The organism is Leucobacter sp. HNU (assembly GCF_047946755.1).
Classification (GTDB): domain Bacteria; phylum Actinomycetota; class Actinomycetes; order Actinomycetales; family Microbacteriaceae; genus Leucobacter.
This window is the reverse complement of the sequence record NZ_CP178837.1, coordinates 3,185,483-3,198,217: the sequence shown is the minus strand read 5'-3', so window position 1 is coordinate 3,198,217 and position 12,735 is coordinate 3,185,483. Positions and strand designations below refer to the sequence as shown.

The window sequence follows — 12,735 nt, the reverse complement described above, 5'->3', positions numbered from 1 at the left end:
TGTGCCGCTCGATCAGAGCGTGAAACTTCAACCGAGGATCTAAGGAGAAACGCAGCGTGCAGACTCCCGCCAAGGCGTTCATCGTGACGCTCGTCGCGTCCGTGACGTTCGCCATCGGCGCAGCGCCCGCAAGCGCCGCTCCCGAGCCGGTCGACTTCGCCGCTGCAGCTGCCGAAGTGGTCCAGCCGCCCGCGCAGACCCTGCGCACGCAGCAGGAGAACGTCAGCGATCGCACGCTCGACACGATGCTGCAGATGAGCGATGTCGCCAACGCACCCCACGGCTTCGACGTCGAGAAGACGATCGCCGCAGCCGAGAGCGAGGTCGACACCAGCCGCCCCACCGGCTGGAGCGCCCCGGGCGAGTGCATCATGTCGGCGCAGCGCTGGATCCTCGCCGGCGGCGGCAAGTGGGTCGGCAGCGGCGACCCCGTCGCGAACTACGCCGGCGCCACCCGCCTCGCCGTGTCCGACGCGCAGCCCGGCGACGTGATCCAGTACGAGAACATCGCCTCGCCCACCTCCTGGGTCACCGGCGTCCACACCGTGCTCGTCACCGGAGTCAACAAGGACGGCACCTTCACCATCATCCAGTCGAACAGCCCCGGCGGTTCGGGTCTCGTGACCAAGAAGGAGCACTGGACCCCGGAGCCCCCGCCGGCTTCCAGGCCGTCGTCTGGCGCTTCTGAGACTTCCCGCGATCCCCGCGGAACGACTGAGGGCCCGTGATGCTGACGCATCACGGGCCCTCAGTCGTTCCGGCGCCCGGTCGGGCGCCGACCCGCGACTACTTCGCGTCGCGGGTGCGGAACAGGATCGCGGCGGGCACCACCGCGGCCGCCGCCCACGCGACCATGATGAGCATCGCGCCCCAGTAGCCGGGGCCCGTCGCACCCGGCGCGGTGGCCTCGGCGATGCCGGCCGACATCGTGTTGCCCAGCGCGGCCGGAATGTACTGCGAGACGGTGCCGACCCACTCCCAGCCGGTCATCGACGCGATCTGGAACCCGAGGGGCAGCACGAAGGTGAGGCCCGCGACCACGGCGATCCCGCCGGCGGTGCTCCGGAACAGCGCGGCGACGCCGAAGGCGAGCAGCGCGATGAGCGTCAGGTACACGATCGCCCCGGCTCCGCCGGAGAGCACGACCTTCGAGAAGATCACCGATCCGACCTCGGCGTTGAACAGCAGTGCGATGAGCAGACCGCCGATCACGAGGATCGCCGCGGTGGCGAGGGCGATGAGACCGAGCACGATCGCCTTCGCGAAGAACACCGGGGTGCGCTTGGGCACCGCGGTGAGCGTCGAGAGGATCATGCCGCTCGAGTACTCGCTCGAGATCGCGAAGACGCCCAGCACGCCGAACACCAGCGCGATGAACGGCGCGGCGATGGTGGCCGCGGCGAGCGCGTAGGTCTCGGCCGGCATCGCGGGCGCGCCCTCCATTCCCGCGCTGGCCTTCAGGCCCCAGGAGATGAGGAGGCTGAGGCCGAGGCCGGCGACCACGGTGGCGATGAGGGTCCAGCGGATGCTGCGCAGCGAGGAGAGCTTGATGCCCTCCGAGCGCAGCACGCCGCCGAAGCGGAGTCGGGGGCGGACGTCGTTCCGATGCGCATCGGCGCGGCGAGCGGGCGCCTGCGGGGCGCTTCCTGCGGGAGCGGTGGTGGTCATGGTGTGAGTCCTGTTCGTCTGGTGCGTCGGGGCGTCCGCGACGCGGAGAATCGGGGGCTGCCGGCCCGGCTCAGGCGGCCGGCGGGAACGCGTGCGCGGCGTCGGTGCGATACTCGACGTCGTCGCGGGTGAGCGCCAGATAGGCGTCCTCCAGGCTGGACCGGACCGGCGTGAGCTCGTGCAGCTCGACTCCGGACTCGAACGCGGCCCGGCCGACCACGGCCGCCGGCACGCCCTCGACGGTCAGCGAGCCGTCGGCACCGTGCTCGATCCGGACCTCGGGAACGCGGAGCAGCAGCTCGGCCAGGCGGGCGGCCTCGGGCGCGCGCACCGAGACCCGGTCGGTCTGGGCGCTCGCGATCAGGCGATCGATCGGCGCATCGGCGACGACGCGGCCGCGGCCCAGCACGATCACGTGATCGGCGGTCTGCGCCATCTCGCCCATCAGGTGGCTCGACAGCAGAACGGTGCGCCCTTCGGAGGCCAGGTAGCGCACCAGCTGCCGCACCCAGAGCACGCCGTCGGGGTCGAGCCCGTTGACGGGCTCGTCGAGGATCAGCACCTTCGGGTCGCCGAGCAGCGCTGCGGCGATGCCCAGGCGCTGGCCCATGCCGAGCGAGAAGCCACCGACGCGCTTCGCCCCGACCGCGGAGAGGCCGGTCATCTCGAGCACCTCGTCGACGCGGCGCTCGGAGATCCCGTGCGTCGCGGCGAGCGCGCGCAGGTGACTGCGGGCGGAACGGCCCGGGTGCACGCCCTTGGCGTCGAGCAGCGCACCGGCGACCGCGAGCGGTGCCTCGTGCTCGGCGTAGGGCTTGCCCATGATGGTGACGGAACCGCTGGTGGGGCGGTCGAGTCCGACCATCATGCGCATCGAGGTCGACTTGCCCGCGCCGTTCGGGCCGAGGAAGCCGGTGACCTGGCCCGGCTGGATGCTGAAGCTGATGCCGTCGACGGCGGTCTTCGCTCCGTAGCGTTTCGTGAGTCCGGTGGCCTCGATCATGGGGGCTCCTTCTCCTGGTCCCGCGCGAGCGCGAGGGTGCGGTTGCGAGCGGTGGGTCCGCTTCGGGATGGTTCCACGGTATGCGGGGAGCCCCGCCGGGCACGTCCCCCTGAGGTACCACTTCCCGGCCGGGGGCTCCCACCTCGGGAGGAGATCCGGCCGCTCAGAACAGCGTCGGCTGCGGCTGCAGCTGGGGGATCGCGGGTTCGGGCGCCTCGCGGATCGCCGGTCGCCCCGGCGCCCACTCGAGACCGTGCTTGCGGATGAGCGGGCGGATCCTCGCGGCGAGCGCACGGCGGTACTCCTGCGGGGCGCGGCTCGCGCCCTCGGGGTACAGCCCGCGGTACCGCGCGACCAGCTCGGGGTGCTCGCGCCGCAACCAGGCGAAGAACCAGGGCTTCACCCCCGCGCGCAGGTGCAGCGGCCCGTACACGACCGATCGCGCCCCGGCCTCTCGGACCTCGCGCAGCAGCGCGTCCAGCTGCTGCGCGCCGTCGCTGAGGTGCGGCAGCACGGGCATGACGAAGACGTCGATCGGCAGGCCCGCTTCTCGTGCCCGCGCGACGGTCTCGAGCCGGGCGCGGGTGGTCGGGGTGCCCGGCTCGACCGACTGCTGCAGCTCGGGATCCCCGATCGCGATCGACATGGCGAGGTCGACCGGAGCGCGCTCGGCGGCTTCGGCCAGCTGCGGCAGGTCGCGACGCAGCAGGGTGCCCTTGGTGAGGATCGAGATCGGGGTGCGGCTGCGCGCGAGGGCGTCGATGATGCCGGGCATGAGCCGGTAGCGTCCCTCGGCCCGCTGATAGGGATCGGTATTGGTGCCCAGCGCCACGGTCTCGCGCGTCCACTTCGGTTTCGCGAGCTCGCGTGCCAGAACCTCGGCGACGTTGACCTTCACCACGATCTGCTGGTCGAAGTCGGTCCCCGTGTCGAAGTCGAGGTAGCGGTGCGTGCCGCGGGCGAAACAGTACACGCACGCATGACTGCAGCCGCGGTAGGGGTTGATGGTCCACGCGAACGGCATCGAGGACTGCGCCGGCACGCGGTTGAGGGCGCTCTTCGCCAGGACCTCGTGGAACACGGCTCCCTGGAACTCCGGCGCCCGCACCGAGCGCAGGTGCCCCGGGAGCGCCGCCAGCGTCGAACGTTCGAGGCCCGGTAGGGCCGGATCCATCGCTTTCGCCGAGGCCGAAACGGCCTCGGGCGCGGACGCTCCCGCTTCGGCGGCCGCCGAAGCGGCGCCGGGATCCCGCAGCTGACCGTCCCATCGCATGCGAATCATTCGAACATACGTTCGAATGATTCGCAACCCGACCGCCGCCCCGAAAGCAGTATCCTGAATCGGTACCCGGAACGCGACGATGGGAGATCCGTGGACGGATGGCAGCAGGGCGGGTGGGGCTGGTTCGCCCTGGCGCTCGTCAACGCCGGTCTGGCCGAGCAGAAGAACCGCTCGCGCCTGAACTGGTTCCTGCTCTCGCTGCTCCTCGGACCGTTCGCCACCGCGTACATCGTGGTGGCCGCGAAGCCGGAGCCGTCGGAAGCGGCGGAACCGGCCGTCATCGAGCCCCACACGGGCCTCTGGTTCATGGCCGTGCTGCTGTTCGGCGGGGCGCTGCTCCTCGGCCTGGCAGCGCTCACCACCCCGTGGCTCTGGTTCGTCGCGGGCGGCTTCGGCGCGCTGGCCGCGACCGCCGGAGTCCTCGCGTGGAGAGTGGCGGTGCGGAGCACGGCCCGATCGGAGCCACGTCACCCCGAGACAGCCGGGGGCCACGCGGGTTAGGCTGTGCGCAGAGGCAGGAAGCGGGCCCGCGGGGTTCGCGCCCGGCGCAGGAGGTGGCCAGTGGACCAGTCGCACATCACCGACGAGGAGCTGCACGCCGCGCTCGAGAGCTACCGCTGGGCGCTCGGCGACGCGCAGCGCGAGGCCGGGGACGACGCGGAGCGCGACGAGATCATCGCGGCCGCACGCGGCATGCTCCGGGACGACGATCCCGAGCAGCACGACCTCATCGTGGCGCTCGCCGAGAGCGACAGCGGCGATCCGGTCTGGAACCTCGAAGAAGAACTGCTCGACGACTAGCGGGGTGGCGCGGGCGAGCCACGATCTTCGCAGCCCGCCCCGCGGCTAGACGTCGCGCTGCTCGGCGATCCGCTCGTGGTGGTGGATCACCTCGGCGACCACGAAGTTGAACCACTTCTCGGCGAACTCGGGATCGAGGTTCGCCCCCTCGGCCAACTCGCGCAGGCGGGCGATCTGCCGCGCCTCCCGACCGGGATCGGAGGCGGGCATCTCGTGCTCGGCCTTCAGCTGGCCCACGGCCTGCGTGCACTTGAAGCGCTCCGCGAGCATGTGGATCAGCGCGGCGTCGATGTTGTCGATGCTCGACCGCAACCGATCGAGCTGCTCCTGGGCGGACGATTCGGACACGACTGCTCAGCCCACCAGATCGTGCAGCACGACGACCTGCTCGCGTTCGGGGCCGACACCGACCGCCGAGATGCGGGAACCGCTCATCGCCTCGAGCGCGACGATGTAGTCCTGGGCGTTCTTCGGCAGGTCCTCGAAGCGGCGCGCGCCCGAGATGTCCTCGTTCCAGCCCGGGAACTCCTCGTAGATCGGCTTCGCGTGATGGAAGTCGCTCTGGTTCACCGGCATCTCGTCGTGACGCACGCCGTTCACGTCGTACGCCACGCAGACGGGGATCGTCTCGAGCCCCGAGAGCACGTCGAGCTTCGTGAGCACGAAGTCGGTGACGCCGTTGATACGCGCCGCGTAGCGGGCGATCGGGGCGTCGTACCAGCCGCAGCGGCGCGGGCGGCCGGTGGTGGTGCCGAACTCGAAGCCCTGCTTGCGCAGGTAGTCGCCCGACTCGTCGAACAGCTCGGTCGGGAACGGGCCCGCGCCGACGCGGGTCGTGTAGGCCTTCACGACGGAGATGACGCGGTCGATCTGATGCGGGGGCAGCCCCGACCCCGTGCTCGCGCCGCCAGCGGTCGCGTTCGACGACGTCACGAACGGGTAGGTGCCGTGGTCGATGTCGAGCATGGTCGCCTGGCCGGCCTCGAACAGCACGGTCTTGCCCGCCTGCATCGCCTCGTGCAGCAGCAGCCCGGTGTCGCACACCATCGGCGCGATCATCTCGCGGTAGCTCAGCAGGTCGTCGACGACCTCGTCGACGCCGATGGCGCGACGGTTGTAGATCTTGACGAGCACCTGGTTCTTGAACTCGAGCGCCGCCTCCACCTTCTGGCGCAGGATCCCCTCGTCGAAGAGATCCTGGATCCGGATCCCGACGCGGTTGATCTTGTCGGCGTACGCCGGACCGATGCCGCGCCCGGTGGTGCCGATCTGGCGCTTGCCGAGGAACCGCTCGGTGACCTTGTCGAGCGTGCGGTGGTAGGCCGTGATGACGTGCGCGTTCGCGCTGAGCTTGAGCCGCGACACGTCGACCCCGCGGCCGCCGAGCGCCTCGAGCTCGCCCTGCAGCACCTCGAGGTCGACCACGACGCCGTTCGAGATGACCGGAGTGACACCGGGGGTGAGGATGCCCGAGGGAAGCAGGTGCAGTGCGTACTTCTCGTCGCCGACGACCACGGTGTGCCCCGCGTTGTTGCCGCCGTTGAACTTGACGACGTAGTCGACCCGGCTGCCGAGCAGGTCGGTCGCGCGGCCCTTGCCCTCGTCGCCCCACTGGGCGCCGGTGATGAGTACAGCGGGCATCTCAGCCCCTTCCCTCGAGCGTTCCGCTCGCTTCGATCTGGGCGATCGCGGTCGCGTCGGCCCCGTTCAGAAATTCGGTGAGGCGCTCGACCTCGTTCGTCTCGCCGATCGCCCCGGCGGCCCGGCGCAGCGCGAAGAGCGCGCGCAGCACCCCGCGGTTCGGCTCGTGCGACCACGGCACCGGCCCGGCACCGCGCCACCCGGCCCGGCGCAGCGCGTCGAGCCCGCGGTGATAGCCGACACGGGCGAACGCGTAGGACTCGATCTCGTGGCCGTCGGCATGCGCGCCGTCGGCGAGCAGCGCCCAGGCGAGCGGCGAATCCGGGTTCGCGCGAACCACGCTCTCGATCGGTTCGCCGCGGTCGAGAGCGTCAGAGACATGCGGTTCGGCCGGGAGCCGCGTGGGCTCGGGACCGAGAAGGTTCTCGCCGATCACCCGCCCAGTGTACCGGGCGGGCGGGCGCTCAGCGGAAGTTGACGAACTGCAGCGCGACGTCGACGTCGGCGCCCTTGAGGAGCGCCATGGTGGCCTGCAGATCGTCGCGGCTCTTCGAGGAGACGCGGAGCTCGTCGCCCTGGATCTGCGACTTGACGCTCTTGGGACCCTCGTCGCGGATCAGCTTGTTCAGCTTCTTCGCGGCCGCCTGGTCGATGCCCTCCTTCAGCTTCGACTCGATGCGGTACTCCTTGCCGCTCGCGAAGGGCTCGCCGGAATCGAGCGCCTTGAGCGACAGGCCGCGCTTGATGAACTTGGACTGCAGCACGTCGAGCACCGCGTTCGCGCGTTCCTCGGTGTTCGCCTTGATGAGGATGGTCTCGCCGCTCATCGAGATATCCGCCCCGACCCCCTTGAAGTCGTAGCGCTGCTCGACCTCCTTGCGGGCCTGGTTGACAGCGTTGTCGACCTCCATCGAGTCGATCTTGCTCACCACGTCAAACGAAGAATCTGCCATGCCTCCAGCGTACGCGAAACCTCGCGGGGTGTCGCTGCGCCGCGGTCAGTCCAGCTGCGACAGGATCCGCTCGGCGCGGTCGCGGATCGGCGCGTCCACCATCTGATCCCCCACGCGCACGGCGCCGTCCCCGGTTCCGACGATGGTCCGAGCCCAGGCGATCTGCTCGGGGGTCGGGCCGAATCCCGCGTGGATCGCGGCCAGCTGCATCGGGTGGACGGCGAACTGCCCGGTGACGCCGAGCCCGCGCAGCCGACGCGCACCGGCCTCGATCCGTCCGGGGTCCGCGAGGTCGAACGACGGCGAAGCGATGGGACCGGCGAGGCCGGCGAGGCGCGACTCGAGCACGAGCCGGGCGTAGGCGAGATCCATCGTGGCCGAATCGAGCTCGGCGTCGAGGTCGAACGAGAGGTCCGCGGCGCCGATGGCGAGCCGGGTCAGCCCCCGCACCGCGGCGATCTCCCGCACCCGGGCGAGACCCGCCGCGCTCTCGATCTGCGCCAGCACCTCGAACGGGCCCACCGCGGTCGAGCCGGCGCACTCGCTCACGGCCGCGATCGCCCGGCCCAGCGGCTCCGGATCCTCCACCTTCGGCACCGCGATTCCGCCGAGGCGACCGCGCGCCCCCGCGGAGAGCCCGGCGAGCGCAGCGATCGCCGGCTCGAAATACTCCGATCCCGGCCCGGCGACCCGGACGATCACCGGCGTGGCCAGTGCGCGGTCCGACTCAGGGCCCGCGTCGAGGGCGGCGAGCACGTGCGCGAGCGCCGCGGTCCGGTCGGCGACGGCCACTCCGTCCTCCAGGTCGATCACCACGCGGTGCGCCCCCGAGGCGATCGCCTTGGCATAGCGGTCGGGCCGCGAGGCGGGCACGAACAGGTAGGAGAGCGCGGTGGCCGTCATGCCTGGAGCCTACTCCGGCGGGGTGCGCCCCCGGATACGCCGAAGCGCCCCCTGGTTCACCGGGATGCGGTGAACCAGGGGGCGCTTCGCTCCGACTCAGTCCGGTTTCGCGTGGCGGGGCACGTAGCTCGGCGTCCGCGGGGATCCGAGCAGCCACTCCGCGAACGGCCAGCGGTCGCCGAAGCGGCGCACCAGCCAGTAGTAGCCGGAGATCACTGCGGCGGTGAGCACGGACTGCACGACGACCAGCACCGAGATCCCGGCCATTCCGGCCTCGGCGAAGACGCCGTCGATCCAGTGAATCGCGTCCGCCACCGCGGGAACCGCGGCGGCCAACCGCGCCAGCAGCACGCCGACCAGGGCGGGGACGAACATGCGGATCATCGACACCGCCCGCTCGTTCTGCTCCATCATCTTCCCTCCTCGGGATGTACGGTTTCCTCCAGGTCCCCGAGCCGGTCGTCGAACACTCGATCCGCGCGTTCCTGAGCACGGGACCACTCGGCGGACCAGGCGAGATGCGTGGCCAGCTGCTGGCCCTGGGAGTCGACGCGGTCTTCGACCCGGCCGATCTGCCGCTGCAGGCCGCGGAGCGTCCCCATGACTTCGAAGTGGCGCTGGTCCTGCTCATCGCGCATCACGATCGGGGTGCCGTCCGGGTGACGATGGTCGTTCTCGACCTGGGCGCGCACCCGCTCGACCTTCTTCAGGAGTGCGCCGCCGATCACCCCGATCCCCGCGACGACGACGGTTCCAGCGGTGCCGATGACGGCGATCCAGAGCTGCTCGCTCATCGCTCCTTGCCGACGAGCGCTCGCATCGCGGCGGGGCCCTCCTCGGTGAGCGGGAGCCTCAGGCCCGCGTTCGCGTACGCCCGTTTGATCACCGTCCACTGGAGGGTGGAGAGCCCGCGAGCCTTGCCGGTGAGCGGCGAGTAGGCGTAGACGGTGCTCTTCGAGTCCCGGCGGATGTAAATGGTCATGTCGTCCTCCTCAGGCGGCGGGGCCGCCGTAGCGGCCGGATTGGGGCGGGGAACGAGGAACCCCAGGACTTCCGGAGCGTTCGCCCGCGTGTAGCGGCCGACGAACCGGTGCTCGGCGTTCTGCTCCATGGTCGTGAAGGTCCCGTCGCCGTTGACGCCGGTGACGACGCCGATGTGACCGTCGCGGGCATCGTAGATTCCGCCGCGGGCGACGAAGAGCGCGCCGACGGCCGGGGACCCCGCGGGGACGTAGGCGTCGCGGATCTGCGTGAGGTTCTCGCGTTCGGTCCACCACTGGTAGGCGGATCCGACGGGCACGAATTCGCCCCCGACGGCCTCCTCGTTGTAGAGATTCGCGAGCGCGACGCACTGCGAATACCCGTGGTTGAACACCTCGGTGCCGTTCGGGATCGCAGTGAACTCGGTCCATTGCTCGGTCGCCATCGCAGCTCCTACCGGTAGTAGCCGGTCGCGACCCAGCGCAGGGTTCCCGCGGACGCGGCCGCGGGAGTCCAGTTGTTGAGCATCGCGGTGAACCCGGTGGCGGAGACCGTGGTGATCGCCGTCGTGACACGTCCCGAGTCGGTGATCACCTTCACGTCGGGGACATCGGCGAAGGCGGAGGGGAAGGTCACAGGCACCGGAACGGCCCCGTTGGTCGCCGGCACCGAGGCGAATGAGGCCGTGCCGATCTGCTGCCACGGAGACACCGCCGCGAACGTCCAGAACAGGTTCCAGACGCTCGGCGGCCCGGTGAGCCAGCCCGCGTACCAGATCCGCAGCCCGAGCACCCCGTTGCGCACTTCGGGGACGAACGTCGCACGGTAGACCTGATCGTGCTGGCCCGCTTGCGCCTTCGCGACGACCGGGGCCCCGGCGCGCTGCCAGGTCAGGCCGTCGACCGAGCGGATCACGTACAGATCCCCCGCAGTGCCGGAGGTGCCCGAGGCGCAGTCGTTGATGAGGCCGAACCAGCTGTCGCCGAATCGACGGATCTCGATGTGCCAGGGGTCGCGCCCCGAGAGCAGCGGCAGCGTGCACGTCGTCGGGGACCCCCACTGCCCGAGCAGCGGGGAGGCTCCCGCACTCTGCAGGCGCACGAGCTTGAAGGGCGAGGCGACGATGTCGACCGCCCACATCGTCCAGCGGCCGCCCTCGAACACGAGCGTGGGAGAGACCAGGCGCCGGGAGGTCATGTTGGCCTGGTAGACCAGCTGCTTCTCGGTCCAGGTCACGCCGTCGGACGACGTGCGCACGTAGATGCGCTCGCTCGTGGCTCCCGCCCCGGTGTCGAGGTAGCGCCAGAAGCACCACAGCTTGTCCTGCGCGAACACCAGTTCGGTGTCGGAGTTGTACTGCGGCGAACCGGGCGCGTTGTCCAGGGGATTCGTCAGCCCCTGCGGCACCACCCAGGTGAGCCCGTCCGCGCTCGCGACGATGTTCGGGTCCTCGTCCTTGTCCGACCCCCGGGGTACGGGGTCATCGCCATCCAATAGCGGTACCCGTTCCACGGCTCGGGGAAGTAGACCACGCTCGGGTGCGTGAGCTGGCCGCCCGCGGGGCTCACGTGCGTCGGAACGGTCAGGCGAGACCCGGGCGGGGCGGAGAGCAGTCCGATCGCCATCGTCTGCGGGATCGGGGAACCGGCGGCTCCCGCGGGCTGCACCGCGGCGACCGCGTCGTTGACGTACTGATAGGTGGCTCGCGCATCGATCTGGGTCTGCTGGTCGGTCAGGAGCTCCGCGACGGTCCCGAACGCGGCGTCATGACCGTCGAGGCGGGTATCGATGCCGCGCAGGCGACCGTTGATCGCTTCCGTGTCGATCGTCTCCGCAGCGGCCCGCGCCCGGTCGGCCTCGGCGCTCGCACGCTGCGCCTCATCCCCCGAACGCAGCGCGGCGGCCTCGGCCTTCTCGACCTCGATCCGGATCCCCCCGAGACCGCCGAGCGTGTCGACGATCCCCTGCGCCTCGTGCACCGCCGTCACCGCGGCGTCGCGCGCGGAGACCGTCTCATCCCGCGCTGCGAGCGCCCGTGCCAGCCACGGCGGCGGCGCGTAGACCGTGTGGCCGACCGGCTCGACCGGCTCCAGCTCGCGGTACTCCACGGAAGGAACCGCTGGCACCCTCGCGAACCACTCGTAGCTGCGTCCGCCGAGCATCTCGCGGATCTGGACCGCGGTTCCGTCCGGCGACGGGGGCAGCGTGAACTCGCCCCCGTTCGCATCCGTGATCAGACCGTCGACGACCAGCGCCTGAGCGGGCGCCCCGGTCACCTGCATCGAGCCGTCGTCGAACCGAACGGTCTGCCGAAACTCCAGGCGTCCCGAGGCAACCGCCCCTGCGGAGTCGCCGATCTTTCCTGTGATGATGGTCATCCGACCGTCCTTCCGTCTGTCTGGTGTCTGAGGGTGCGTCGCGCCGCGTCGGGAGGCGCGCTACGCCTCGGTGGCCGCGTAGGTCACGGTGGGTGCGACGGGTGCGGCGTTCAGCCGCATGACCCGCACCTTGAATCCCGTCGACGTCTCCTCGGTGACCTGGGCCCACTGCACGACGCTCCAGTCCGTCTGGACGGAGACCATCAGCAGCGGCGGCGCCGGGAAGGGCGTCGCATACGTGAACGCCACGAGGTCCTGGTAGTAGATCCCGCCGACCGCGACGGACGATCCCGAGAGCACGGCCTTGATCCGATTGCGCTCCACGCGCTTCGCCGTCAGCTCGCCGATCTTCGCCAGCACGAAGGCGCGGTTCGCGGCGTCGGTCCCGTTGACCGGGCTCCCGACGCCGGGGACCGTTCCGTTCGCTCCGCGTTTCACCAGGGTGCCGGCGACCGCAGCCGTCGACGCGTTGAGCTGGCCGTCTGGAACCACCCCGGATACGAGATCCGCCTTCGCGAGCAGCGCCTGGTTCTGCGACCGGTCGACCTCCTCGATCGCACGGAACCGCTCCTCGAAGCGCACCGGATCGATGGATCGGGCGGCTGCTTCGGCGCGGTCCGCCTCCGTCGTCGATCGCGCAGCCGACGCTTCGGCCGCAGCGACGTCGGCGCGAAGCCCCTCCAAGCCGCCGATCGCGCTCACGAGCCCTTGCGCGGTCAGCACCGAGGCGCTGGTGTCGTCGCGAGCGGCGAGCACATCCGCGACCCAGGGCGGGGGTGCGTAGCGGACCGTGTCGTCAGGCTCCACGGGCTCGAGCTCGCGGTACTCGATCGATTCGACGTCCGGGATCCGCGCCGTCCACTCGAATACGCGCCCGCCGAAGATCTCGCGAATCCGGACCGCGGTGCCCGCGGGCGACGGCGGGAGCGAGAACTCGCCCCCGCCGAGCGCCAGGATCCGTCCGCCCTGCACCTGCGCGTGCGCGACCGCATCGGTCACCTGCGCAGTGCCATCGTCGAAGCGAACGAGCTGAACCGCCTCGATCCGCCCGTCGACTCCTCGTCCGGCGGAATCCGCGATTGTTCCGGTAATAATGGTCATTCGATAGCTCCATTCAATTTGAGA

Annotated in this window: 17 protein-coding genes; 3 read left to right on the top strand and 14 right to left on the bottom strand. The window is 70.6% G+C overall.

Annotated features, from left to right (window positions below; translation table 11 throughout):
* Window positions 1–56 precede the first annotated feature (56 nt).
* The gene (locus AB3K78_RS15650) at window positions 57–728 is read left to right on the top strand and encodes a CHAP domain-containing protein (protein WP_416444790.1); all 672 of its coding nucleotides are present in this window, start codon (window positions 57–59) and stop codon (window positions 726–728) included.
* Window positions 729–786: 58 nt separating this feature from the next.
* Here the strand turns inward: AB3K78_RS15650 and AB3K78_RS15645 are convergent, their stop codons facing one another.
* From AB3K78_RS15645 to AB3K78_RS15635, 3 genes are all read right to left on the bottom strand, one after another.
* Complete coding sequence (locus AB3K78_RS15645; RefSeq protein ID WP_416444788.1) at window positions 787–1,668, bottom strand: ABC transporter permease subunit; 882 nt, start codon at window positions 1,666–1,668, stop codon at window positions 787–789.
* 70 nt (window positions 1,669–1,738) lie between these two features.
* The gene (locus AB3K78_RS15640; protein WP_416444786.1) at window positions 1,739–2,671 is read right to left on the bottom strand and encodes an ABC transporter ATP-binding protein; all 933 of its coding nucleotides are present in this window, start codon (window positions 2,669–2,671) and stop codon (window positions 1,739–1,741) included.
* A gap of 163 nt (window positions 2,672–2,834) precedes the next feature.
* Entirely contained in the window at window positions 2,835–3,944 is a 1,110-nt protein-coding gene (locus AB3K78_RS15635) for an Rv2578c family radical SAM protein (protein WP_416444784.1), read from the bottom strand.
* Between the two features lie 99 nt (window positions 3,945–4,043).
* On the opposite strand from AB3K78_RS15635, the gene AB3K78_RS15630 reads away from it, so the two are divergent.
* Window positions 4,044–4,454 (top strand): hypothetical protein, encoded by a 411-nt coding sequence (locus AB3K78_RS15630; protein WP_416444782.1) that lies wholly within the window; start codon window positions 4,044–4,046, stop codon window positions 4,452–4,454.
* A 60-nt stretch (window positions 4,455–4,514) separates the two neighbouring features.
* Window positions 4,515–4,754: a hypothetical protein gene (locus AB3K78_RS15625; protein WP_416444780.1), complete on the top strand. Its 240-nt coding sequence runs from the start codon at window positions 4,515–4,517 to the stop codon at window positions 4,752–4,754.
* A 45-nt stretch (window positions 4,755–4,799) separates the two neighbouring features.
* Here AB3K78_RS15625 and AB3K78_RS15620 read toward each other — a convergent pair whose 3' ends face one another.
* The 11 genes from AB3K78_RS15620 to AB3K78_RS15570 form a co-directional block, all read right to left on the bottom strand.
* On the bottom strand, window positions 4,800–5,102 hold the full coding sequence (locus tag AB3K78_RS15620) for a chorismate mutase (protein ID WP_416444778.1): 303 nt from the start codon (window positions 5,100–5,102) through the stop codon (window positions 4,800–4,802).
* 6 nt (window positions 5,103–5,108) lie between these two features.
* Complete coding sequence (locus tag AB3K78_RS15615) at window positions 5,109–6,395, bottom strand: adenylosuccinate synthase (RefSeq protein ID WP_416444776.1); 1,287 nt, start codon at window positions 6,393–6,395, stop codon at window positions 5,109–5,111.
* 1 nt (window position 6,396) lies between these two features.
* Window positions 6,397–6,831, bottom strand: a complete 435-nt coding sequence (locus AB3K78_RS15610) for a DUF3151 domain-containing protein (RefSeq protein WP_416444774.1) — start codon at window positions 6,829–6,831, stop codon at window positions 6,397–6,399.
* Window positions 6,832–6,859: 28 nt separating this feature from the next.
* Window positions 6,860–7,348, bottom strand: coding sequence for a YajQ family cyclic di-GMP-binding protein (locus AB3K78_RS15605; RefSeq protein WP_046454925.1), 489 nt, complete (start codon window positions 7,346–7,348; stop codon window positions 6,860–6,862).
* Window positions 7,349–7,393: 45 nt separating this feature from the next.
* Entirely contained in the window at window positions 7,394–8,251 is an 858-nt protein-coding gene (locus tag AB3K78_RS15600; protein ID WP_416444772.1) for an HpcH/HpaI aldolase/citrate lyase family protein, read from the bottom strand.
* Between the two features lie 96 nt (window positions 8,252–8,347).
* Window positions 8,348–8,665 (bottom strand): hypothetical protein, encoded by a 318-nt coding sequence (locus tag AB3K78_RS15595; RefSeq protein WP_416444770.1) that lies wholly within the window; start codon window positions 8,663–8,665, stop codon window positions 8,348–8,350.
* Window positions 8,662–9,045, bottom strand: a complete 384-nt coding sequence (locus AB3K78_RS15590; protein WP_416444768.1) for a hypothetical protein — start codon at window positions 9,043–9,045, stop codon at window positions 8,662–8,664. The genes AB3K78_RS15595 and AB3K78_RS15590 overlap by 4 nt, the downstream gene beginning before the upstream one ends.
* Window positions 9,042–9,677, bottom strand: coding sequence for a CHAP domain-containing protein (locus AB3K78_RS15585; protein WP_416444766.1), 636 nt, complete (start codon window positions 9,675–9,677; stop codon window positions 9,042–9,044). The genes AB3K78_RS15590 and AB3K78_RS15585 overlap by 4 nt, the downstream gene beginning before the upstream one ends.
* An 8-nt stretch (window positions 9,678–9,685) precedes the next feature.
* Window positions 9,686–10,726, bottom strand: coding sequence for a hypothetical protein (locus AB3K78_RS15580; protein ID WP_416444764.1), 1,041 nt, complete (start codon window positions 10,724–10,726; stop codon window positions 9,686–9,688).
* On the bottom strand, window positions 10,624–11,610 hold the full coding sequence (locus tag AB3K78_RS15575; protein WP_416444762.1) for a hypothetical protein: 987 nt from the start codon (window positions 11,608–11,610) through the stop codon (window positions 10,624–10,626). The genes AB3K78_RS15580 and AB3K78_RS15575 overlap by 103 nt, the downstream gene beginning before the upstream one ends.
* Window positions 11,611–11,670: 60 nt before the next feature.
* On the bottom strand, window positions 11,671–12,711 hold the full coding sequence (locus AB3K78_RS15570; protein ID WP_416444761.1) for a hypothetical protein: 1,041 nt from the start codon (window positions 12,709–12,711) through the stop codon (window positions 11,671–11,673).
* Window positions 12,712–12,735: the final 24 nt, after the last annotated feature.

What these genes read in the sequence shown, in the direction of transcription:
- AB3K78_RS15640 (WP_416444786.1), bottom strand. Translation starts at nt 2,671, where the DNA reads ATGATCGAGGCCACCGGACTCACGAAACGCTACGGAGCGAAGACCGCC.
- AB3K78_RS15570 (WP_416444761.1), bottom strand. Translation starts at nt 12,711, where the DNA reads ATGACCATTATTACCGGAACAATCGCGGATTCCGCCGGACGAGGAGTC.
- AB3K78_RS15595 (WP_416444770.1), bottom strand. Translation starts at nt 8,665, where the DNA reads ATGATGGAGCAGAACGAGCGGGCGGTGTCGATGATCCGCATGTTCGTC.
- AB3K78_RS15600 (WP_416444772.1), bottom strand. Translation starts at nt 8,251, where the DNA reads ATGACGGCCACCGCGCTCTCCTACCTGTTCGTGCCCGCCTCGCGGCCC.
- AB3K78_RS15615 (WP_416444776.1), bottom strand. Translation starts at nt 6,395, where the DNA reads ATGCCCGCTGTACTCATCACCGGCGCCCAGTGGGGCGACGAGGGCAAG.
- AB3K78_RS15590 (WP_416444768.1), bottom strand. Translation starts at nt 9,045, where the DNA reads ATGAGCGAGCAGCTCTGGATCGCCGTCATCGGCACCGCTGGAACCGTC.
- AB3K78_RS15635 (WP_416444784.1), bottom strand. Translation starts at nt 3,944, where the DNA reads ATGCGATGGGACGGTCAGCTGCGGGATCCCGGCGCCGCTTCGGCGGCC.
- AB3K78_RS15585 (WP_416444766.1), bottom strand. Translation starts at nt 9,677, where the DNA reads ATGGCGACCGAGCAATGGACCGAGTTCACTGCGATCCCGAACGGCACC.
- AB3K78_RS15575 (WP_416444762.1), bottom strand. Translation starts at nt 11,610, where the DNA reads ATGACCATCATCACAGGAAAGATCGGCGACTCCGCAGGGGCGGTTGCC.
- AB3K78_RS15605 (WP_046454925.1), bottom strand. Translation starts at nt 7,348, where the DNA reads ATGGCAGATTCTTCGTTTGACGTGGTGAGCAAGATCGACTCGATGGAG.
- AB3K78_RS15645 (WP_416444788.1), bottom strand. Translation starts at nt 1,668, where the DNA reads ATGACCACCACCGCTCCCGCAGGAAGCGCCCCGCAGGCGCCCGCTCGC.